The sequence below is a fragment of the Flavobacterium sp. genome, from assembly GCF_017985075.1.
Classification (GTDB): domain Bacteria; phylum Bacteroidota; class Bacteroidia; order Flavobacteriales; family Flavobacteriaceae; genus Flavobacterium.
On record NZ_JAGNYF010000032.1, the window covers coordinates 1 to 23,235 of the forward strand.

The window sequence follows — 23,235 nt, forward strand, 5'->3', positions numbered from 1 at the left end:
AACTGTTGGAACTAATTTAGAAGCCAATACAACAGGAGAAGCGGACGAGGATTAATAAAAACATTATTTATAATAGTAAAGCCAATTTAGAAGTCATTTTGAATTGGCTTTTTTTATGTTACTTTCCAATACAATATCTAACTTTTCTTTATTGGTAAGAGTTTAAGAGGTTAGAGGTGTACTTGGGGTGTAAGAAATTTAGTAAATAATGATTAAAAATTATTTTTAAATTTTTCTTCAAAATCCTCTTTTATAAATTCCCAGTATTTCCCTTTGAAGCAAATTGGATCAAAATCATCATCTGCTTGGTCAAAATTAGTAAAATTTTTAATAATCAAATCTTTATCATGTGTATATGGATATCGTTGCTCGTGAAAGTCCATCATTTGCTTGATACTATAAGAGTCTAGTAAAGCATGTAAATCCCAGAAGTCTTTTTTTCGACCACCTCTTTGAATAACATCAACTTTCATGGCGATAATTTCCTCAATAGTAGCCATTCTTATTCCGTCTTCTTCTATAAATGGTTGAATATAAGTATCCGTATAAAACACATCTAATTTTACGGTATTGTCTTTGTTTTCTCCAATAAAATAAGCTTTTCCCATTGCAGACGGTACATCTAAAAAATCAACATACTTAAAATTGCTTTTCAAAAAATCTTCAATCTCATTAAAGCTTAGTGTACCATATTCTATATCACTAAATAAATCAATATCAATGGATTCTCTATGTCCTATTTGTAAACTTAATGCAGTTCCACCAACCAATCTGAATTTAGAAAATTCCTCGGCTTCCATTAATTTTAATAAACTGCTTTTAAGAAGTTCGTTTACAGTATTGAAATATAACATTTTACTTATTGTATATGGTATATGGTAAATGATTTTGGTTCAAAGCATTTTTTATCTTTTCTTGTCCGTAGAAACGAATTACTTCATTTCTTTCAGATTCATTGCCTCTTTCAAATATACGTTGTATAACGGCTCTGTATTGTTTTGACCAGTCTATTTTATTAATATCTGTATCCCAAAATAATGATTTTCTTAATTTTGATAGGTTAGGAGAACTTTGTTTTAATTTACTTTTCTCTTCATTAATATCAAAATAGGTTTGGAGTAGTGCTAAAGTTCCTTCTTCTAAACCTAGTTTCTCTTCAATCTTTAATGCCAATGCAGTATTTAGTTTTCGTTTACCCTTAGTAATGGCATTCAATGTTTGCGGATATTCACCTATAGACAAGGCAAAAGGACGTTGTTGGAGGGCTCTTTTTTTAAATTCGCGATCCAAAATTATACCAGGATGTATTCCTTTATATTTTTCTAAATAGGTTTTCATGATACAAATGTAAACATTTTTGTTTACATATTACGAAAATATTACTTGAGTTTTAAAATTCAATAGAATTATTGTTTTTTGATTTTAAATAGTCCAAGTAATCCACATTGCTTTTAAAGGATAAGAAATAATAATACAAACTCGATTTTTCTTCTGGTTTAAGCTGTTTTCCTAATTTTAAAAAACCAGTTATATTATCTTTTTTAAAACCTAATTGGCGTTGCAAGTCTTTTGCATTGATGCGATACAATTCCATTTGACTAATTACCCATTCTAAAGAAATAGTGTTTAAATCTAAAGAATAAACAACGGGTTTAATTATAATTGGTGCTTCAAATAGTTCTCTTCCCAAAGTGTGCAGCTGTTTGTTAGAAAACAGTTGATTATAGACCACTTCTTTTTGTCGCACAATAACTAGGTCTTCTTTTGGAAATTCAAACTGAATTCCTGTTTCTTTTAGGTTAGTAATGGTTTCTTTTTGTGATTGGGTCATAAGGTATTTAAATATTTCAGACTAGAATAGAGGTCATAGGTTTGAATCCAGATTTCTTGTCATCGTTTGATAAATATGAAAACTTCACTACCCATTAATATTGATTGGGTAGTGAAGTTTTACAAAAAGGTTTTTTTTAAAAGGCAAAATAGAGGCGTATCGTTTTTAGCTGCCACTAAGATGGCAACTAAATTTGCTAGGATTGCTATACTACTTTCTAGGTTCATATTTTTAAAAAAAACTATTTACTTAGTACTTCTTTTTGGTGGTTTTAACGAAGGTGTATTACCTGGTGTGTTTTTGTTATCACGTTGTCGTTGGTCTGGTTTGCCGGTAGATGTTGCAATTCTTTTAGGTCCTGGTTTAAGTGCCATAGTTTTGGGTTTTATTTATGTTATTAAAAATATAATTTATTTGAACGCGAAAGGATTCGCGCACGAGCGGGGGATTTCCTTCTAAGTTTTTTGCCCAGTCGTTATCTTGTTCTGTATTGTTAGAATAATTCAAAATAATTTAAAAATTTATTCATTAAATATTTTTTCAATATCTTCTATCCAATTTGGTTTATTAGATGATTCCAAACTGATATACTTATTACAAATACTATCTTTTCGTCTGTCTATGAATTTTTGAAGTTTTTCTAAATCTTGAGAAGCATTACATTCTAAAGAATCTTGTAAATAAATCGAATTAAAATCCAATATTTTCGAAAATTTTGAATTGTCATTAAATTTATATTTTAAAAGTAACTCTTTTATTTCTTTAGACTCTTCATCAAAAGATTCATCTATAACAAGATTTATAGAATCGTAAAGTTTTTTCGGATTTAATACATTTTCAATTTCACATTCAGTGTCAGTACCAACGCCTAATCTCAAAAGTGATACTGTGTCAATTTCATTTTTTTTCTCAATTTGTAATCTTCTAATTTTTAATTTTTGATTTCGTGTTTCTGATTCGAAATAATCTAATTTAATTGAAACTGGATCAGTATCAATTAAACATAATATTTTTCCCTTGAAGGAACTAAGTTCTTCATTTATGCTAATAGGTAAATAAAGATATTCGTAAATTTTTTTAACTATTGGAGCTCCGCCTACTGGAAGTATTTTAACATCAATTTCATTAGATAAATAATGTTGAATGTACTTTTTATCTGTATTTCCTTCAACAATTAACCAGTTTGTGGAAGAATTTCGAATTGCACTTACTAATGAAGAAGTTAAATCATAAAAACTCTTTAGGTTAATGTCGTTTGGAAAACTACCTCTTTCTTCAAAATAATTTTCTAAAGCAAAAATTTCTAAATCAATAATTTGATCTTGCTTTTCATTTTTTTCTTTCTTTTGAACATGATAAAGCCGCCCATCATTTAATATAGGTAATCCCCCATACCAGTGCGTAGTAACAAAGACTTGCTTTTTATAATAATTCGCCATTCTTTCAATTCTTTCAAATTGGTCATAACACATGGAAATATTTAATGAAGATTCAGGTTCATCAATTGCCAAAATAATTTCTTTCTCAGTAACTTTACTTTGTGAAATAAATGAGTAAGCAATATCAATTAGCGCTTTTTTTCTTTCACCTGCACTAAGGTGCGCTATATCTTTTTTGCTTTTTTGTAACTTCCTTGTTTTAAAATAAATTTCAATAATTATGTTTGTAAAATCTTTTGGATTAACTCGTTTTGATCGTGTTTCTTTATTAAAATGATATGTATTATCAATACGTTGAATAGTTTTTTCAACATCAGAAACATAAGATTCTAGCTTTTCATTGACTAATGACATCATTAATACTTTTCTATTTCTAGATCTTTTTTCTCCTTTACCATCAACTTCAATTTTTTCAGTAAGCATTTCTTCAATACTATTTTTAAGATTCTGATCCATCAAAGCTTGCATTCCATTATCTTCCAACTTCAAAAATTCTGTTATAGAAGTTTCAACTGGAATGTATACATATTTATATAAGCTCTTAATAGTATTGCATGCACCAATTAAATTTCTTCGAAATGAATCAGCGGAATATTCATAAAGTTTTTCTGCAATGTGAGTTTGAAATGAAATAAGATTAAAATCTTTACCTAAGATTGGAGTAATTCCAATTAAAAATATAAAGTAATCACCATGATTAATTGATTGTTTTAAGTTTGTAATAAACTTTGAAAAGTTTAAAATACTTATATTATTAGCAGTCAAATTTGTTGGTATCTCATTTTCCCAAATTTGGTCACTAATCTTATTAATAAAACTTTTAATATTTGAATCTGTTAATTTTGACTTCTCAATCAAAAAAACTGGAGCGATACTAGAATTTTCAGACTTTGAATTTGAATGCACTATAAAAGGGCGATCATTAAAAAAAGTATCCAATGCTTCTAAAATAGAACTTTTACCTGCTCCATTATTCCCAATAAAAAGATGGAATTTTTCATTCTTCCCTTCCGTAAAAGGTATAAAATTAAAATTCTCATATGTTTTATAACTTCTTAAAAACAAACCTACTACCATAATAAAAAAACTTTTTATTTCTAAATATTCTCAACAATCCCAATTTCCTCCTCACTCAATCCATACAACTCATACACCATTTTATCAATAGCTTTATCCGTTGCGTCAATTTGAGCTTTTAAATCTTGTGCTTTTTTGCTTTCGGTTTCAAAATAATCTTCCCATTCTGCTTCTTCAGATAGGGAAAGTTTGACTTTCTTTTTGGCGAGTTCTTTGATGAAATCAGAATAAGACAATACATACCAATCTTGGAGTTTTTTTGGTAAATCTTCTAAATTAAATTTACGTTGAATGGTGCGTTGGAATTTTAGGGATTGTTCTTTAATTTCATTATGTAATAGCAGCATTTTTTCTCCTAATCTTATAAGATTCAATTTAAAATCAGAATCAGAATCTTTAATTGGGATGTTTTTTAAAAGCTTGGAATTAAAACTTGGATAACTTTTATTACTACTTTTTGGAGATTGTTCATTGACATAGTAATTAATTAATTTAGAATTAATTATGCTTAATAGATATTTTAAAGGAAATCTTTTATCTTTTTCAATAATTACTGCTGCAATGTTTTTAACTACTGCTTTTTCTTCAATATATGTTGCAAAAATAGTAGGGTTTATTATTTCTCTAATTACAATTTTTGGATTATCAAAATAATCTACACTCCTTGGTTCAGCTAAACACTCACCATATTTGATATACTCACTTTGAGTGTCATAATCATATCTTTTTATTCCTTGTGAAATAAATTTATAATTGAATTCATCAGTTCTAATACTTGAAATAAATGAATTATTATCAATTTCATAATTAGTTTGTTTTGGCTTTCCCTTTCCTTTTTGGTAAACTTTAACCCCCATAACCTGACTATATAAATCAATTAATGGTAATGTATTTTTTGCTTTTATTATACTATCAATAATAACAAAAGACTCTTCATAATTTGGCTTTTCTATTAAATAATCTTGATAATCAAATAGTTTAAGTGATTTTTCAAATGAATTAATCTTTGACAAGTCTAAAAAGTAAAAATCAGAATCAGTTTTGTATTTATCTTGTAAAATAATTATTGCAGTTGGGAGATTAACTTCTTCAAAAACATCATCTCCTAATTTAATATTATAAATGTTTTTGAATGAATTAGATACAAAAACCCTTACATCTTTAAAATACTCTTTTTCAATGTATGAATCAGGCATTATATAACTTAAGGTTCCATTGTTTTTTGTAATTTCTACCCCTAATTGTACAAAATATTTATAAGAATCAATATTTCCAAAACTCGTTTCAGAATATTTGTTTCTTAGCCATTCTTTATTCGAAAGTTCTGCACCATACGGCGGATTCCCAATAACCACATCAAAACCACCTTTTTCAAAAACTTTAGGAAACGCTTGTTGCCAATTAAAGGCTTTGTCACCAGCAATTTCTGGTTCGTCAATTAACGAGTTACCACATTTAATATTGCTGTTTAGGTCGTTTAGTTTTCGGTTGGGCTGTGCGGTTCGTAACCATAAAGAGAGTTTGGCAATTTCTACACTTTCCTCGTTTAAGTCCACCCCAAATAAGTTGTTTTCTAAAATGCTGTTTTCCATATCGCTTAACACCAAGCCATCGCCAAACAATTTGGCTTGCAATTCGTCAATATATTGGTGTTCCGTAATTAAGAAATCCAAGGCTTGGTTTAAAAAAGCACCAGAGCCACAAGCAGGGTCGCAAATGGTCAATTGCAACAACCATTTTCTGTACTCTTCCAGTTTTTCAACTAAGGTTTGTACGGTTTTCTTTTGGCGTTTTTTGTCGGCGGTGTAGTCTTCGTCTGCAATGCCTAACTCAGCTTTCTTTTCATTACAGAGTTTGCCAACCGTATTTTCTACTATGTATTTGGTAATGTATTTTGGGGTGTAAAAAACACCGTCTTTCTTGCGTTTGGTTTTGGTTTTGTCAATTTCGGCACCTTCCAATTGGGCTTTAATTTCGTCTAACTCGTTCAAGGAGTTTTCAAAAATATGTCCCAAAATATTCACATCCACCTCACTCGCAAAATCGTATTCAGACAGTTTTAACGTGTGCGCATACAATAGGTTGTCATCAATTTTTATAGTGTCTAATATGGTGTCCGGTTTAAAAAGTCCGCCATTGTAAGCAAAAACATCGTGTTGGGTGCCTTTGTACCCTGTGTTGAGATAGCCAAAATATTTTTTAAAACGGTCATACAACGGGCTATATTCGTCTAAATCTTTTAATTGATTCCATTGGTTTAAAATCAGTCGTACCGAGTTAGGCGGCAACAAATGGCGGTCTTCGCCAAAAAACAAAAACAGAAACCTATCGAGTAACTTTTGAGACTTTTTAAATAATTCTAAAGGTTCAAATTCAGGATTTAGTTGTACTAAATTTTGGTGCAACTCCCTTTTAAATAAGGAATAATCTTTGTATAATTTTTTGGTAATAACATCTTCTACACTAACCGATTCGTCTTTTATTTTTTTAGCAATATTTTGCGATAAATTATCATAACTCAGGCACAAATACAACTGTTGAAACTCTTTTTCAGAAAGTGTAAACAAATTAAATTCGATGTGCTCTATAGCATTATCAATATAAAAACGAAGTTTTTCAAAGTTGGATGTAATGACATACACACATTCGGGTTGGTTGTTTTTGTAGCCAAAGGCTTGTGCTTCAATTTTGCCTAAATCAGTGGTGTTAGTACCTTTGAGTTCAATTACTGCGCTTACTTTATCATTAACTAAAATCGCACCATCGGCTTTTTTGCTGTCTTTTACGTTTTTATATTCGGTAGTAAGATTGAAATTAGGAGTAGGGTTAAGAGTGTAGCCCAAAATGGTAACAAACAATTCTCTCAGAAATCCTTCTTGAAATTGTTCTTCTTTGCTGTTGCGAATATTTTCTTGAATGGTGCTATTATGAAAATAAGAGCTGTATTCAGCATAAGCTGTTGAGATTTTAGTGATATCTTGTTGGCTCAAATATTTTTTGAGCACTGAATTTTGAAATAGAGGCATTATAAATTTTAATTTTAGATTTTGGGGAAAATAAAATATAAAAATCGGTTAGGATCTTGATATGTATCAAATCTATAAAAGTAATTGCTAATTTAAAAGTAAATTGTAAATTAATTTATTAACAAAGGAAGCGCTACGTTATTTGCCAATGCAGAAGTTTGCAAAAATGTTTCCTAAAAGTTCATCGTTAGTTACTTCGCCCGTAATTTCCCCAAAGAAATATAAAGCACTTCTGATGTCAATTGCCATTAAATCAGATGAGATTCCAGTATCTAAGCCCCATTTTACTTTCTGAATTTCCTCTAACGCTTTTAATAACGAATCGTAATGACGTGAGTTGGTTACAATGGTTTCATTATTTCGTAAAGCACCTGTGTTTACGAATGAAAGCAAGGTGTGTTTAAGTTCATCAATGCCAACTTTCTGTTTAGCTGAAATAGTTTCAAGTTTCAGGTTTAAGGTTTCAAGTTCTTGGCGAATAGCTTCAACAGCATCTTTAGAAAGCAAATCAACTTTGTTTATGATAACTAAAAGTGGTTTTTGAGGAAATTTGTTTTTAATTTTTTCGATTTCAACCTGAAACTTTAAACCTGAAATTTGTAATTCTTTTGCATCAAGCAAAAGGATTACAACTTGCGCTTGTTCAATTTTCTCAAATGTTTTTTGAATTCCGATGCTTTCTACCACATCTTTCGTTTCTCTAATACCAGCGGTATCAATAAATCGGAAACCAATGCCGTCAATTACCAGTTCATCTTCAATGGTGTCTCGGGTTGTTCCAGCGATGTCTGAAACTATGGCGCGTTCTTCGTTTAATAAAGCGTTTAATAGAGTAGATTTTCCTACATTGGGTTCGCCTACAATGGCTACAGGAATACCGTTTTTAATTACGTTTCCTACTGCAAATGAGTCAATTAAACGTTTTAAAACAAATTCTATTCGCGCTAATAATTCATTAAAAGCGGTTCGGTCTGCAAAAGCTACATCTTCCTCAGCAAAGTCTAATTCCAATTCAATTAATGAGGCAAAGTTTAATAATTCTTCACGTAATTTCGCAATTTCGTTACTAAATCCACCACGCATTTGTTGCATCGCGATTTGGTGACTCGCTTCGTTATCTGATGCGATTAAATCAGCCACAGCTTCTGCTTGCGATAAATCTAATTTTCCGTTTAAAAAGGCACGTAATGTAAATTCTCCAGCTTGTGCCATTTTTGCTCCTTTACGAAGCAGTAATTGAATGATTTGTTGTTGAATAAAAACAGAACCGTGACAAGAAATTTCTACTACATTTTCACCTGTATATGAATTTGGACCTTTAAAAATGGAAAGTAATACTTGATCATACGTTTTTGCACCATCCATAATATGTCCTAAATGAATGGTATGCGTTTTTTGCACCGCAATATTTTTACCAGAAACCGATTGAAATACCTCGGCAGCGATACTAATAGCGTCTTTCCCAGATAATCGAATAATAGCAATTGCTCCAGCGCCAGATGGCGTAGCTAAGGCAACTATGGTTTCTTGTAAAATCATATGATACGTTTTGTTTATTGGCAAAGATAAAATTTTAGTTATTAGTAAGTAGTAATTAGTGAATAGTTTTTTTTGGAGAAGTTAATTTAATACTGGTGGCTTCGAGAGCCTCAGCCACCGGAAGATTTTAGTAACTCAGTCAACACACAACGTAACCACAACGTTTGTCATCCTGAAAGGATCTCTTTTAGTTTGTTTAAGTACAAAAGTGAAGCGTATAGCGTGAGACCCTTTCAGGGTGACAAACGTTGGCTACGAATTATCAAATTAAAAAATCTATTTAATTCATTCTAATCTGCTTCATCTGTGTACCCATACCATAAATAAAAAACCACAAAAGCTAAAAGCAATTGTGGTTTTAAGTAGTAGTTAGGTTGGTTGTATATAATGGAGAATGTTGAAAATTATTTCTTCATTCTATTATGAATACTCATTTTGTTACCAAAGCAAGCCTGTGCTGAGCTTGTCGAAGTATCGAAGGGTTAGTTATTAAGCATTACAGGCATTACTAACATAGTAACGGTTTCTCCTTCGTCTAAGCCATCAATAGGAGTAAGGATTCCGGCTCTGTTTGGTAATGACATTTCAAGTTGAATTTCATCACTTGTTAAGTTGTTTAACATTTCGGTTAAAAAACGTGAGTTGAAACCAATTTGTAAATCGTCTCCGTGATAATCACACGTTAAACGTTCGTCTGCTTTGTTTGAATAATCGATATCTTCTGCTGAAATATTTAATTCTGTTCCTGCAATTTTTAAACGAATTTGGTGCGTAGTTTTGTTGGCAAAAATAGCCACACGACGAACCGAATTTAAAAAAGTAACACGACTTAAAATTAATTTATTTGGATTTTCTTTTGGAATTACCGCTTCGTAATTTGGATATTTTCCATCAATTAAACGACACGTTAAGATGTAGTTTTCAAATGAATAGGTAGCGTTAGAATCGTTATATTCTACTTTAACTTCTGCATCTGAAGTGGCTAAAATTCCTTTTAAAATATTTAAAGGTTTTTTAGGCATAATAAATTCGGCACTTTGAGATGCTTTTACATCTGCACGAGCATATTTTACTAATTTATGAGCATCTGTAGCTACGAAAATTAATCCTTCTGTAGAAAATTGAAAAAATACACCACTCATTACTGGACGTAAATCGTCGTTACCTGTTGCGAAAATAGTTTTTCCAATTGCTGTTGCTAATACCTCTGCAGGAACAATAGTTGTAGAAGGGTCTTCTAACGCAACTGCTTTTGGAAATTCTTCACCAGCTGCATATGCAATCGCATATTTACCAGAATTTGAACTAATTTCTACAGTACTGTTTTCTTCAACTGTAAACGTTAAAGGTTGCTCTGGAAACGTTTTTAAAATATCTAATAGCAATTTTGCTGGTATAGCAACGCTTCCTTTACTGTTTGATTCGATTTCTAAACTTGCCGACATAGTAGTTTCTAAATCGGAAGCTGAAACGTGTAATTGATTATTATCTAATTCAAATAAAAAATTATCAAGAATAGGTAAGGTGTTGTTACTATTAATAACACTTCCTAAAACTTGTAATTGTTTCAATAAATACGAACTGGATACTATAAAATTCATCATTTTCTAATTTTTTTCTTTTACAAATATAATGGGTTACAATTAAATCTAAAAATATACTTATTAACAACTAACGATTATATTTTTTCTTTCTTAAGTAGGTAAATAATAAACCAAAAATTCCTAATAACACAATGGGTAACGCCACAGTTAGCATTTGTGTTTGACTGTAGTTGTCTTGAACGCTTTGTTTATCTAATAAAGGTAGGGTGACATCTTTACTTCTAATGTTAATAAGTCCGTTGTCGTCTAATAAATAATTTACGCTATTTAGTATAAATTCTTTGTTTCCGAAATATTGACTGGTGTATTTATCATACCCTAATTCAATAGGTGCGCCTTTGTCAATTTGATTTTTAATCACATCGCCATCAGAAATTACTATCATTTTTGTTGGAGCACTTTTAGATAAAAATTTCCCATCTTTAAAAGGCAACACACGATTGTTATACATTGATGTGAATGAGCCTTCTAATAAAACGGCTACTGGAATTAGTCCGCCATTTGGATAATCTTTAGGTGTTGTTTCTTCTGAAATCATATCTAAAGATACCATAGTTGGTATTCCAATAGTTTTAGAATAAGGAGAACTTTCCAATAAAATGGTTGTTGAATGCGATGATTTTAAAAGTTCAATTGGCGAACAAAAGTCGAATTTTACGCCATCCGTATTTTTTACAATTGGGTGTTTTTTTGAAGCAGGATAAATAAATGGTGCCATTTTCCAATTGTAGGTTTCCATTTGAGTTTCACTTCCTTCATTACCAGAGGCTAATTTTATAGGAGTACCATATTCGTCTTTAATTAATTGCGGACTAATTCTAAATCCGTATTTAAAGAACATATCGGTTAAGTTTAAATCGTTTATTCCGGCTAAAGTTGTACCAGTTTCATTGTACAAATTTTCCATTTCAGCTGTTGTACCATCTACTAACCAAAGTGTTTTTCCACCTTTCATTATAAATTGATCTAACACTTGTTTTTCCGCTTCTGTAAACTTTTCTCGTGGTTTTGCGATAATGGCTAAATCGTATATGTTTAACGCTTTTAATGTTTCACTTGGTTGTGTAGCTACCGAATCTAAAGTAATTGGACCTATATAATAATTATCTCTTATGGTTTTTAAAAAATCGGCAATTTGGATGTCTTCTAACTCGCTATTTCCTTTAATAACGGCTATTTTACGTTGCTTTTCATTTGAAATTTTATGAATGGCTTCCGCAAAGGCATATTCTAAATGTTGTACGGAACTTTCAACTTTTTTCTCCGTTGAAGCGCCCATTAAATTTTTCAATAATTGCACTTTTGCACCTTTATCACCATAATTGGCTAAAGCCCAAGGAAAAACTACTTCTTGAGTTTGTTTTCCTTTTTCTTCAACGGTTACGTTTATAGGTGTTAATCCTTTTTCAAAGAATTTTTTCATTACTTCCACGCGTTCTTCTTCTTTTTCAATGGGATTTACGAATTGAAACGTAATGTTTGAATTATATGCTGAAAATTCTTCTAATAATTGTCGCGTTTCCGTTTGAAGTTTCTTAAAATCGGCAGGAAAATTACCTTCTAAAAAAACATCAATAATTAATGGCGAATCTACTTTGTCAATAATTTTTTTTGTGGTTTCAGAAAGTGTATATCGTTTGTCTTGCGTTACATCAAAACGTTTGTAAATGTAATAACTCGCAAAGTTTAAAATAAATAAACCAATCGCTAAAAACCCTAATTTCTTTAAACTATTTTTTTGAATGTCTTTCATTACCATTTAAGCGATTTAAGTTGATAAACAGTTCCAGCTAAAAATAAAATAGTGATACTTATAAAATAAATAATATCTCGAGTATCTAATACTCCTCGACTCATACTTTTAAAGTGAAAATCCATTCCTAACGTTTTAATAATTCCACTGAAATTCCCAAACAAATTAGATAATCCGTCAAACCCAAAATAAAAGAAAAAACATAAGAAAACGGCTATGATAAAGGCTACTATTTGATTGTCAGATAATGTAGAAGTAAATACACCAATTGAAGTATAAGCTCCAATTAAAAATAGCAATCCAAAATAAGAGCCAATAGTACTTCCATAATCGAAACTATTTTGAGCTGCTGTAAAACTTGAAACTATAAACACATAAAAAAGTGTAGGCACTAAGGCAATTAAAATTAAAATAAATGCCCCAAGAAATTTACCATTAACAATTTCCCAAAGACTTAAAGGTTTGGTAAATAAAATTTCTAAAGTTCCTTGTTTTTTTTCATCTGAGAAACTTTTCATTGTTACTGCTGGTATCAGGAAAATAAGTATCCAAGGCGCTAATTTAAAAAATGGACTCATATCCGCATATCCAGAATTTAAAATATTAAAATCTCCATCAAAAACCCAAAGAAATAATCCGTTTAATAACAGAAAAATAGCAATAACTAAATAGCCAATTGGCGAACCAAAAAAGGATTTTATTTCACGTAGCAATACTGCTTTCATATATTATGCTTGTTTTATATTGACAAAAGTAATTTATAAACTTGAAACTTGAAACTTTAATTTTCACTTGTTAAACACAGATTTCACAAATTTTCACAAACATTTCTGTGTTTATCTGTGGAATCTGTGTAAAAAAAACATAATTATAATAAAGTATCTAATTTATCTACACTCCACGCTTCTGGTTTGTCTGCGAAAAGTGTTTTAGTATATGTCCAAACTTCATTAAATAAAGCTGATTTCCTGTATTTTTCTAATGCGGCTTCATCTTTCCAATAACTATAAGTAAAAAAAATGCGAGTATCTTGTTTGTCTTGATACAATTCTAAAAATTCATTGCCTTCAAAACGTCTTATTTGATGCTTAATTTCATTAAAATTATTTAAAAAATCTGCAATTTTATCTTCTTGAAAGGTAAGTTTCACAATTCGTACTAACATATATATTATTTAAATTCCAATAGTTAAATTCCAAAACCTTAATCCCTAAACCCAAAACCTTTTACCCAACACCCAACACCTAAGATTCAAATTCCACAATAACAGCATCCTGTATTTTTAACCCCAATAAGGTATGCGCAGATCCAGAACGTTTAGGATTGCTTCTATAAACGGCAATTTCTAAGAAATCATTTTCATTAAAAATCGCTATTTCGTTTCCAGCCATTGAATTTAAATCAGCAGTAGTGTTGTTTTTAAAATCGGCATAATTATTTTTGACTCTTTTTATAGTGTAAACAGAAAAGCGAACCGAATATTGTCTGCCTTTTGCAATTTCTTCGATGTATTTTTTCGAAATATTAGTAACACAATTCCCAAAATCATCAATATACACAATATGTCCGCGAATAGAATTTAAATTTTGATCCAAAATAGGCACTAACATATTCCGTTTCTTAATTTCTGTTACTGGTGAACCAATTACCATCATTTCGCCACCTTTTGCTAAATGAGTAGCAACAGTTGCAAATACGTCTAAATCGCTCGAACCATCAATCAATCGGTCGTGAATAGTAATTTGAACAATTTTATCTGGATTTCGTTTGTTTATTAAACCGCCAAAAATTCCATTATCAGCACCAATAAAATAATGTCCATCGAACAACATTGCAATATGTGTGGTATCTGCATTTCTGGAAGCATCTACTGCAACAATATGTACTGTTCCTTTTGGAAAATGCGAATAAGAAACAGATAGTAAATAACTGGCTTCTAATACATTAAATTTATCTATACTATGTGAAAGGTCTACAATATTTGTCTCAGGTAATAATGAATATATCTTACCCTTAAAAATTCCCGCAAAATGATCTTTTAAACCAAAATCTGTAGTAAGCGTAATTATTGACATTGTATTGTTTATAACTTATTTATTATGGAAAGCTTGTTTTTGTTATATTTGAATGTTACAAAATTACTCTTTTTTTTACAGAATAAAAACAATTTAAAATTATTGCCTTTGAACGAAAGAATTATTGAATTGGAAAACATTGCACCAAAAGATTTTTGGGGTGCACACGATAGTCATTTAGAAACCATTAAAAAGTACTATCCTAAATTGAAAATTGTAGCAAGAGGCACTATTTTAAAAGCGTTTGGAGAAGCGGAAGTGTTAGATGAATTTGAAAAACGTTTTCGACGTTTGATGACTCATTTTACTCGTTTCAATACTATTGATGACAACGTAATTATGCGTGTTATTGAAGGTGATGCCCAACAAACAGGTGAGATGCCTGCTGGAGATCAAATTTTAGTTCACGGGTTAGGAGGGAAGTTAATTAAAGCTATAACTCCCAATCAGCAAAAATTAGTTGATTTTGTAGCTAAAAACGATATGGTTTTTGCAGTTGGGCCTGCAGGAACAGGTAAAACCTATACCGGAGTTGCACTTGCCGTTAAAGCGCTTAAAGAAAAACGGGTAAAACGAATTATTTTAACGCGGCCTGCAGTTGAAGCAGGGGAAAATTTAGGGTTTCTTCCTGGTGATATGAAAGAAAAATTAGATCCGTATATGCAACCCTTATATGATGCGTTACGCGATATGTTACCGCCACAAACCCTTGAAGATTATATATTAAAAGGAATTATTCAAATTGCACCATTGGCATTTATGCGTGGAAGAACCTTAGATAATGCCTTTGTGATTTTAGATGAAGCACAAAACACAACGCATTCTCAAATGAAAATGTTTTTAACAAGGATGGGAAAAAATGCTAAATTTATCATAACTGGTGATCCAGGGCAAGTCGATTTACCAAGAAGAACCATTTCTGGATTAAAAGAAGCTATTTTGGTTCTAAAAGATGTAGACGGCATCGGAATTTTATATCTTGATGATAAGGATATTGTTCGACACCGATTGGTAAAAGCAGTAATTAATGCTTATAAAAGTATTGAAAATACAGATTAATTTTAAAAGAGGTGTTAAAATAAACGCCTCTTTTTTTGTTAAAAAATGATTTTAAAACTACTTTTGCAAAACAAAACAACAACACACTATATGAGCACTATTACAACTACAAATTTTAATTTCACAGGTCAAAAATCCGTTTACAGAGGAAAAGTTAGAGAAGTGTACAACATCAATGACAATTTATTAGTTATGATTGCTACAGACAGACTTTCTGCTTTTGATGTAGTTTTGCCTAAAGGCATTCCTTATAAAGGGCAAATATTAAATCAAATTGCTACAAAATTTATGCAATTAACAGAAGATATTGTACCAAATTGGTTAATTGCCACTCCTGATCCAAATGTAGCTGTAGGTCATTTATGCGAACCTTTTAAAGTTGAAATGGTAATTCGTGGCTATTTATCTGGACACGCTGCTCGTGAATATGCTTTAGGAAAAAGAACGATTTGTGGTGTTACAATGCCAGAAGGTTTAAAAGAAAATGACAAATTTCCTACACCAATAATAACGCCAACAACCAAAGCTGATAATGGTTCACACGATGAAGACATTTCACGTGAAGCTATTTTAGCTAATGGAATTGTGACTGAAGAAGATTACTTAGTGTTAGAAAAATACACAAGAGCTTTATACCAAAGAGGTACAGAAATAGCCGCTTCAAGAGGTTTAATTTTAGTGGATACAAAATACGAATTTGGAAAAACAAAAGAAGGAAAAATTGTGTTAATTGACGAAATTCATACGCCAGATTCTTCTCGTTATTTTTATGCTGATGGATATCAAGAAAGACAAAACAATAACGAAGAACAAAAACAATTGTCAAAAGAATTTGTACGTCGTTGGTTAATTGAAAATGGTTTTCAAGGTAAAGAAGGACAACAAATTCCTGAAATGACTACAGAATATATTGCAACCGTTTCAGATAGATACATTGAATTATTTGAAAATATTTTAGGAGAAAAATTCGTGAAAGAAGATATTTCAAATATTGAGGAACGCATTTTTAATAACGTTCAAGCGTATTTGGCAAAATAATAACCAATGTTTGTCAATCTGAACTCGTTTCAGATTCTAACAAACCTGACAGGTTTTCAAAACCTGTCAGGTTTTTTGTTTTATTACTCAATCAAATGTTTCACAACGGTTTCAGCAGCATATAACCCAAAAAGTCCTGGCATCCAACTATTTGTGCCATAAAATGATCGTTTATAATTTGATCCATCTGTCATTTTTAAGCTACTTTCATCCTGAATTTCAGATGAAAAAACCACTTTTAATTTATCTATTTTTACTTCTTTCAAGCGTTTTCGAATGGTTTTCGCTAAAAAGCAGTTTTCAGTTTTAGTGATATCGGCAACTTTCACTTTAGAAACATCCATTTTTCCTCCAGCGCCCATTGAAGATATAATTTTTACTCGTTTACGTTTGGCAGCAATAATTAAATTTAATTTTGGGGTAATGCTATCAATGCAATCTAACACATAATCGAATTCGTTTGTTACAATCTCTAAAGCACGTTCTGGAGATAAAAATTCTTCCACACAAGTTAACTGTAATTCAGGATTGATATCCATTAATCTATTCGCAACAACCTTAACTTTAGGTTGGCCAATGGTGCTGTGCAAAGCAGGTAATTGTCTATTAATGTTAGTGATATCAACAGTATCGCCATCCACAATTGTCAATTTTCCCACACCAGCACGAACTAAAAATTCAGCAGCAAATGAACCCACGCCACCTAAACCAACCACTAATACGTTTGAATTTTTTAATTTATTTAAGCCTTCTTCTTTAAATAATAAAGCGGCTCTTTCTTGCCATTTTGCCATAATTTATTGCTTTTTAGTAAAAACAGCTTGATAATTGTTCCAAACTATTTCTTTCATTTCTTCCACTGAAATATTTTTACATTTTGCTGCAAAAGTAAAAACTTCTTCTAAACTTTCCGATATTGTATCTGTTTCTAAGAAAATTTTATCGTTTGGTACATATTTAAAAACCAATTCCATTTCTGGATTGCGAAGTAAATATTTTCCAAATGACAAATAAAAATCTTGATTTAAAAGTTGTTTTGCCAAAGGAATATTTTTTGAAAATCCGTGAATAATAAATGGCGATTGAATACTACTGTTTTTTTTACAAGATATCACTTCATCAAATGCCGCAACACAATGTAAAATTACAGGTTTAGAAATTTCGTGTAAAAGAGATAATTGCGATTCAAAAACGTCAATTTGTACTTCCATTTTCTTTTCGATTCTTTTATCTAAACCGCATTCTCCTAATGCAATACATTCGTTTAATTGAAGTTTGTTTTTTATAAAATTTAAATCTTCACTTACGCGTTCATCAGAAATATACCAAGGGTGAATCCCGATAGAATAGTGCGGAATAGCATCTATAAATTCATTTGGATATTGATTTACTATTTCCAATATCGAATCCGAATTGGTATAAAAATGAGTATGTAAATTTACAAATTTCATTAAATTTCTTTTTGCAAAAATACTACATTTTGGTAACTATTTTTGATTAATTTTGTCGCAGATACTTTATTATGATTCAAAAAGCGTTTCGCAATTACATTTCTAACTTTCAAGGTTTTTCACGAGAAGTATGGATTCTTACCCTCGTAACATTTATTAATAGGGCAGGAACAATGGTTTTGCCATTTTTATCTAAATATTTACACGAAGATTTACATTTTTCTTTAACGCAAGTTGGTACCATTATGGTCTTTTTTGGCTTCGGTTCTATGTTGGGTTCTTGGTTGGGCGGAAAATTATCAGACATTATAGGTTTTTATAAAATAATGATATTCAGCTTATTAGTAAGTGGGTTAATGTTTTTTGGACTGCAATATGTTACTTCTTTTTACGGATTATGTTTGAGTGTGTTTTTAATTATGTCGGTTTCAGATATGTTCCGACCGGCTATGTTTGTTTCGTTAGGAGCCTATGCAAAACCAGAAAACAGAACAAGAGCTTTAACTTTAGTGCGATTAGCCATTAATCTTGGATTTGCTGCCGGACCTGCGTTAGGCGGATTAATCATTATGAGTATTGGCTACAAAGGATTGTTTTGGGTAGACGGATTAACCTGTATAATTGCTATTTTAATTTTCTGGATTAAAGTAAAAGAAAAGAAAAAATCGACCTATTTAGACAAAAATCAACCTGGCGAAGTATTAGTAGAATCCGTTTTTAAAGATAAAATTTATTGGTTGTTTTTAACGACTTCTTTAATTGTAGGAATTATGTTTTTTCAATTATTTACAACTATTCCAATTTATCACAGAGAACAATTCGGGTTAACCGAACTACAAACAGGTTTGCTATTAACATTTAATGGCGTTTTGGTCTTTTTCCTCGAAATGCCAATAGTAAATTATATAGAAAAGCATAAAAAAGACAAATTAAAGGTGATTATTTTAGGTTGTTTTTTAATGAGTATTAGTTTGTTTTTAATGTTAGTAAACAGTTGGGCAGGCATTTTATTAATTATGATGTTGTTTATGACGTTTGCAGAAATGTTTAATTTTCCTTTTTCAAATGCGTTTGCTTTAAGTCGCGCACCCAAACATCATCAAGGTCGTTATATGGCTATTTTTGCTATGAGTTATAGTTTGGCGCATATTTTAAGTGCAAAAATAGGAATGGTTTTAATTGATACTTATGGATATCAAGCCAATTGGTTGTTTATGGGATCACTAGGTATTATTGGTACTTTAGTTGGTATTTATGTGTTTCGTTTGGTGGAAAAAGAAAAAAATGTTAATTCTCGTTAATTAACAAAATTTTAAAATTTCATTTTTATAAAAATCCTATTTTTGACTTTTTAAAAATCAAAATCTAAAATTATGAATGTTAAAATGGTATTTCAAAGAATCGTATTGGCTACTGCTATCACTATTTTGCCAATCACAACTTTTGCTCAAAACAATCGTTTCAATCAAATGTCACAATCCAAAAACAATAGTTTCGAATTGCGAATTGACAACGCTATGACCGATGCGCAATTGAAACAAGATGAAACAGATGCTAAGAAATTTGATTTTGAAGTTTCGTTTTCAGGTGTAAAGCGTAACGATAAAAAACAAATTACGGCGATTAAAATCGCTTATAAAGACCAAGATGGAAATTCTGGAAATTATAATGTAAGCGGGGAAACGCCGATTAAACCAATATCAATTAAAAAGCAATTTGATGGTACAGGAAAAGGCCTAATTAATATTGAATCTGGCGTTTCACAAAATGATATGTTTGCAAATGGTTTCGATATGAAAGGTTTTAACGGGATGTTTAATAACGATATGTTTATGAATTTAGACAATAACGTTTTTAGAGGTTTAATAGATGGAAACACCATTGATTTAGATAAATTTAAAGAATTACAAGGCGGATTTCAAACCGATTCTTTAGGTGGGAATTTTAAATCATTTACTTTTAAAGATGGTGAAATTATGGGCGACAATCCAGATATGCAATTAGAAGAAGAAAAAATAGACGAAAACGGTACGGTAACGAAAAAGTATTCAGATGGAAAAGGAAGTACAATGATTTTTTCAGAAAGAAATTTTTCTTCAAATGGCGAAAATAACGATGATTTAGAAAAGTTAAAAAAAGAAAACAAAATTCAAATTCAAAAAAACTTTCAATTAAAAGACGATTCTACTAAATCTGATTTAGAAAAACTAAAACAAGAATTGGAAAAAACCAAAACCGATTTAGAAAAGCTAAAAACAGACTTGCAAAAGGATAAAGTGAAAAGTAAAAAGTAGAAAGGGAAAAGTGACAAAGTCTCATAGTTTCAAAGTTGCAAAGTAAAAAAAAACCAGAATTTTCATATGAAAATTCTGGTTTTTTAAATTCGTAAATCCAAAATCGTAATTCGTAAATTATCTGAATTCTTTCTTAATTCGAGCAATATCTCGTTTGGTATCATTTTCTTTCATCGTTTCACGTTTGTCGTAATTTTTCTTACCACGGCACAACGCAATTTCAACTTTTGCAAATCCTTTTTCATTCGTATATAATTTCAAAGGCACAATAGTTAATCCTTTATTATCCGAATCTTTATAAAGTTTTTTAAGTTCTTTTTTGTTTAATAATAGTTTGCGCTCGCTTTTGGCTTTGTGGTTGTAATGCGTTCCAAAAGCATATTCTTCAATTGTGGCGTTTATTAAAAACAATTCGGTTTGCTCGTTAAATTCGCAAAAACTTTCCGCAATAGAGGCTTTTCCTAATCGTATCGATTTAATTTCTGTTCCAGTTAGTACAATGCCAGCGTCGTATTTGTCTATTATTTCATAGTCAAATCGAGCTCGTTTGTTTAATATGTTTATGATTTTTTGCATAGCTGCACAAAATTAGGATTTATTTTGAAAGAAAGCAGCATATTTTTTACGATTTTGAAAGAATAGGGGTGTTAAATTAAAATTATGATTTTGAATGTTGAATGATTTCGCATTTTTTTTTAGTAATTTCGCACAAAATAAAAAATAATGTTTAAAATTTTAGCCAAAATTAATAAAACGATTTTACCAAGTTTTTCCAAGCAACGTCTTGATTTAGCGAAAGCTACAAAATTACAAAAGGCAATTATTGCTTGGCGTTATTATATTACGATTCACGCTTTAGAAAAAAAACAAAAATAATATTTTAAAATATCGAATATAGTTTTATATTTGCACCCACAAAAAAGGCCTCGTGGCGCAACTGAATAGCGCACTTGATTACGGCTCAAGAGGTTTCTGGTTTGAATCCAGACGAGGTCACTACTTTAATCCCAAAACATTGTTTAAATGTATTTTGGGATTTTTTTTGTTAAAATTTATTCATTTATATTTTTTTTGCAAAAACAACAATGAAATGTAGGTTTCGTGAAGATATCAATCACAATTTTTTTAACGTTTTGTAGAATTAGTTCGACATTTTTTAATTATCTTGCGGCCTTAATTTTGATGACTAATTTTTTTAAGAAAATTTAGTTGTCTTCAATTTATTAATGTCATGAAAAAATATGTTTTTTTAATTCTTTTATTACTCTCGGGAAGTCTTTATTCCCAAGGTGTTTTCTTTAAAATGGGAAAAAATTATTCTTCATTTTCTTATAAAAATAATACGCCATTTGCCGATAAAATTAAAATTAATGGAACGGGTAGTAGTTATGAGTTAGGTTATGCATTGCCGTTAAAATTTAAAGATTTTTCTTATTTGGCAAGTATAACTCTTAACGATTATAACGGAACTAGTGAATCCAAAACAAATAATTTGGATTACAAAACCTCATATATTGGTTTACAAAATGCGGTTAATTATCAGTTTTTTGATTCTTTTTATTTTTTTATTAGTGCTAAAGCGGGTTTAAATATGTCAACCATTATTTATGGAAAACAACAGTTAAATAATTCGACTTTTAATTTAACAGATAACAAAGATTTTTCAGGTTTAATATTACAACCCGTTTTAGGTTTAGATGCCAAATATTACATTTCTAAATCAGGTTATTTAAGTTTAGGTTGTAATGTAGCTAAAAGTATTTCATTAAATCCTACACCAGATAAAGTTTCATTTAATACGTTTCAAATCCTTTTTGGAGGTTATTTTGAATTAAATAAAGACAAACATTTATGAGAAAAATAGTTTATTTAATTGCCTTATTTTGCACCTCGTTTTTCTATGCACAAACGAGTGGAATTACTTATCAAGCAGTAATATATTATCCTAATGGACAAAATATTCCTGGAGTTGATATCCAAAAAAGTCCGATGGCTAATAAATCGGTTTGTTTGCAATTTTCTTTAACAGATAATCTTTCGCAGTTAGAATATCAAGAAGTAATTCAGACAACTACTGATGAGTTTGGTATGGTCAATTTGATTATTGGATCTGGGAACCAAACTGGAGGATACGCAAGTTCATTTAATGCAATTGTATGGAACGCAAACACGAAAGTGTTAAAAGTGCAATTAGATGTAAATGGAACTTGTCAGCAATTTGTTGTTTTAAGTGATAATCCGCTTTCTGCAGTTCCTTTTGCATATGCAGCTGTTACTGCAAATAATGTGTCTGGAGTGGTTCAAATCCAAAATGGAGGTACTGGAGCAACAAATTTAGTTGATGCTAAAATTAATTTACAAATTGATAATGTAGATAATACTTCTGATAGTAATAAACCTATTTCAATTGCTACTCAAGCAGCTTTAGATACAAAAGAAAATACGGCTAATAAATCAATTACAACAACATTAGGTACAAGTGATGTTTTATTTCCAACTCAAAACGCTGTAAAATCTTATGTTGATACGAATATTACAACAATAAATGCTTCAAATACAGCACTTCAAGCTACCGTTACGGCAAATGCTACAGCAGCTACTACAGCAATTGCAGCAGTTCAAGCTGATGTTGACGCTAATGAAATAGCTTCTAATACCGCTTTAGCATTAAAAGAAAATACGGCTAATAAATCAGCAACAACTACTTTAGGTACAAGTGATGTTTTATTTCCAACTCAAAACGCTGTAAAATCTTATGTTGATACGAATATTTCAACTATAAATGCTTCAAATACAGCACTTCAAGCTACCGTTACGGCTAATGCTTCATCTGCTACTACAGCAATTGCAGCAGTTCAAGCTGATGTTGACGCTAATGAAATAGCTTCAAATACCGCTTTAGCATTAAAAGAAAACACGGCTAATAAATCAGCAACAACTACTTTAGGTACAAGTGATGTTTTATTTCCAACTCAAAACGCTGTAAAAACGTATGTTGATACGAATATTACAACAATAAATGCTTCAAATACAGCACTTCAAGCTACCG

Annotated in this window: 22 protein-coding genes and 1 tRNA gene; 8 read left to right on the forward strand and 15 right to left on the reverse strand. The window is 30.6% G+C overall.

The features are described from left to right. Positions 1-212: 212 nt before the first annotated feature. From KA468_RS07325 to KA468_RS07380, 12 genes are all read right to left on the reverse strand, one after another. On the reverse strand, positions 213-854 hold the full coding sequence (locus tag KA468_RS07325) for a nucleotidyl transferase AbiEii/AbiGii toxin family protein (RefSeq protein WP_291242289.1): 642 nt from the start codon (positions 852-854) through the stop codon (positions 213-215). 1 nt (position 855) lies between these two features. After that, positions 856-1,338, reverse strand: coding sequence for a helix-turn-helix domain-containing protein (locus tag KA468_RS07330; RefSeq protein ID WP_291242290.1), 483 nt, complete (start codon positions 1,336-1,338; stop codon positions 856-858). 52 nt (positions 1,339-1,390) lie between these two features. Continuing rightward, positions 1,391-1,831: a hypothetical protein gene (locus tag KA468_RS07335; RefSeq protein ID WP_291242291.1), complete on the reverse strand. Its 441-nt coding sequence runs from the start codon at positions 1,829-1,831 to the stop codon at positions 1,391-1,393. Between the two features lie 245 nt (positions 1,832-2,076). Continuing rightward, on the reverse strand, positions 2,077-2,205 hold the full coding sequence (locus KA468_RS07340; protein ID WP_291242292.1) for a hypothetical protein: 129 nt from the start codon (positions 2,203-2,205) through the stop codon (positions 2,077-2,079). 147 nt (positions 2,206-2,352) lie between these two features. Beyond that, positions 2,353-4,347 carry an AAA family ATPase gene (locus KA468_RS07345; RefSeq protein WP_291242293.1) on the reverse strand — a complete coding sequence of 665 codons (1,995 nt, stop codon included), beginning with the start codon at positions 4,345-4,347 and terminating at the stop codon, positions 2,353-2,355. 20 nt (positions 4,348-4,367) lie between these two features. Beyond that, positions 4,368-7,337 (reverse strand): N-6 DNA methylase, encoded by a 2,970-nt coding sequence (locus KA468_RS07350; protein WP_366933132.1) that lies wholly within the window; start codon positions 7,335-7,337, stop codon positions 4,368-4,370. 174 nt (positions 7,338-7,511) lie between these two features. Continuing rightward, positions 7,512-8,912, reverse strand: coding sequence for a tRNA uridine-5-carboxymethylaminomethyl(34) synthesis GTPase MnmE (gene mnmE / locus KA468_RS07355; RefSeq protein ID WP_291242308.1), 1,401 nt, complete (start codon positions 8,910-8,912; stop codon positions 7,512-7,514). A gap of 482 nt (positions 8,913-9,394) precedes the next feature. Next, on the reverse strand, positions 9,395-10,513 hold the full coding sequence (gene dnaN, locus KA468_RS07360; protein ID WP_291242309.1) for a DNA polymerase III subunit beta: 1,119 nt from the start codon (positions 10,511-10,513) through the stop codon (positions 9,395-9,397). 70 nt (positions 10,514-10,583) lie between these two features. Further along, positions 10,584-12,269 (reverse strand): gliding motility-associated ABC transporter substrate-binding protein GldG, encoded by a 1,686-nt coding sequence (gene gldG / locus KA468_RS07365; protein ID WP_291242295.1) that lies wholly within the window; start codon positions 12,267-12,269, stop codon positions 10,584-10,586. Further along, positions 12,269-12,994: a gliding motility-associated ABC transporter permease subunit GldF gene (gldF, locus tag KA468_RS07370; RefSeq protein WP_291242296.1), complete on the reverse strand. Its 726-nt coding sequence runs from the start codon at positions 12,992-12,994 to the stop codon at positions 12,269-12,271. Before gldF ends, gldG begins: the two co-directional genes overlap by 1 nt. Positions 12,995-13,137: 143 nt before the next feature. After that, positions 13,138-13,434 (reverse strand): antibiotic biosynthesis monooxygenase family protein, encoded by a 297-nt coding sequence (locus KA468_RS07375; protein WP_291242297.1) that lies wholly within the window; start codon positions 13,432-13,434, stop codon positions 13,138-13,140. A 79-nt stretch (positions 13,435-13,513) separates the two neighbouring features. Further along, positions 13,514-14,344, reverse strand: a complete 831-nt coding sequence (locus KA468_RS07380; protein ID WP_291242298.1) for an SAM-dependent chlorinase/fluorinase — start codon at positions 14,342-14,344, stop codon at positions 13,514-13,516. Positions 14,345-14,452: 108 nt separating this feature from the next. Between KA468_RS07380 and KA468_RS07385 the strand changes: the two genes are divergently transcribed. Both KA468_RS07385 and KA468_RS07390 read left to right on the forward strand, forming a co-directional pair. Then, positions 14,453-15,403 (forward strand): PhoH family protein, encoded by a 951-nt coding sequence (locus KA468_RS07385; protein ID WP_291242299.1) that lies wholly within the window; start codon positions 14,453-14,455, stop codon positions 15,401-15,403. A 90-nt stretch (positions 15,404-15,493) separates the two neighbouring features. After that, complete coding sequence (locus KA468_RS07390; RefSeq protein ID WP_291242300.1) at positions 15,494-16,441, forward strand: phosphoribosylaminoimidazolesuccinocarboxamide synthase; 948 nt, start codon at positions 15,494-15,496, stop codon at positions 16,439-16,441. Between the two features lie 83 nt (positions 16,442-16,524). On the opposite strand, the gene KA468_RS07395 is transcribed toward KA468_RS07390, so the two are convergent. Both KA468_RS07395 and KA468_RS07400 read right to left on the reverse strand, forming a co-directional pair. Next, positions 16,525-17,235, reverse strand: coding sequence for a tRNA threonylcarbamoyladenosine dehydratase (locus KA468_RS07395; protein ID WP_291242301.1), 711 nt, complete (start codon positions 17,233-17,235; stop codon positions 16,525-16,527). Between the two features lie 3 nt (positions 17,236-17,238). Next, a complete protein-coding gene (locus KA468_RS07400) occupies positions 17,239-17,913 on the reverse strand; it encodes a TatD family hydrolase (protein WP_291242310.1) in 675 nt (224 codons plus the stop codon). A gap of 50 nt (positions 17,914-17,963) precedes the next feature. On the opposite strand from KA468_RS07400, the gene KA468_RS07405 reads away from it, so the two are divergent. Then, positions 17,964-19,193 carry an MFS transporter gene (locus KA468_RS07405; RefSeq protein ID WP_291242302.1) on the forward strand — a complete coding sequence of 410 codons (1,230 nt, stop codon included), beginning with the start codon at positions 17,964-17,966 and terminating at the stop codon, positions 19,191-19,193. A gap of 72 nt (positions 19,194-19,265) precedes the next feature. After that, a complete protein-coding gene (locus KA468_RS07410) occupies positions 19,266-20,186 on the forward strand; it encodes a hypothetical protein (RefSeq protein WP_291242303.1) in 921 nt (306 codons plus the stop codon). Between the two features lie 117 nt (positions 20,187-20,303). Here the strand turns inward: KA468_RS07410 and smpB are convergent, their stop codons facing one another. After that, positions 20,304-20,762: an SsrA-binding protein SmpB gene (gene smpB / locus KA468_RS07415; RefSeq protein ID WP_291242304.1), complete on the reverse strand. Its 459-nt coding sequence runs from the start codon at positions 20,760-20,762 to the stop codon at positions 20,304-20,306. A gap of 147 nt (positions 20,763-20,909) precedes the next feature. On the opposite strand from smpB, the gene KA468_RS07420 reads away from it, so the two are divergent. The 4 genes from KA468_RS07420 to KA468_RS07435 form a co-directional block, all read left to right on the forward strand. Next, positions 20,910-21,062, forward strand: a complete 153-nt coding sequence (locus KA468_RS07420) for an SsrA-binding protein (RefSeq protein ID WP_291242305.1) — start codon at positions 20,910-20,912, stop codon at positions 21,060-21,062. Between the two features lie 46 nt (positions 21,063-21,108). Further along, positions 21,109-21,182: transfer RNA gene (locus tag KA468_RS07425), tRNA-Arg, on the forward strand. A gap of 307 nt (positions 21,183-21,489) precedes the next feature. Continuing rightward, the gene (locus KA468_RS07430; protein WP_291242306.1) at positions 21,490-22,041 is read left to right on the forward strand and encodes a hypothetical protein; all 552 of its coding nucleotides are present in this window, start codon (positions 21,490-21,492) and stop codon (positions 22,039-22,041) included. Beyond that, a partial coding sequence (locus KA468_RS07435) for a hypothetical protein (RefSeq protein WP_291242307.1) occupies positions 22,038-23,235 on the forward strand: 1,198 nt, incomplete at its 3' end. The genes KA468_RS07430 and KA468_RS07435, both read left to right, overlap by 4 nt.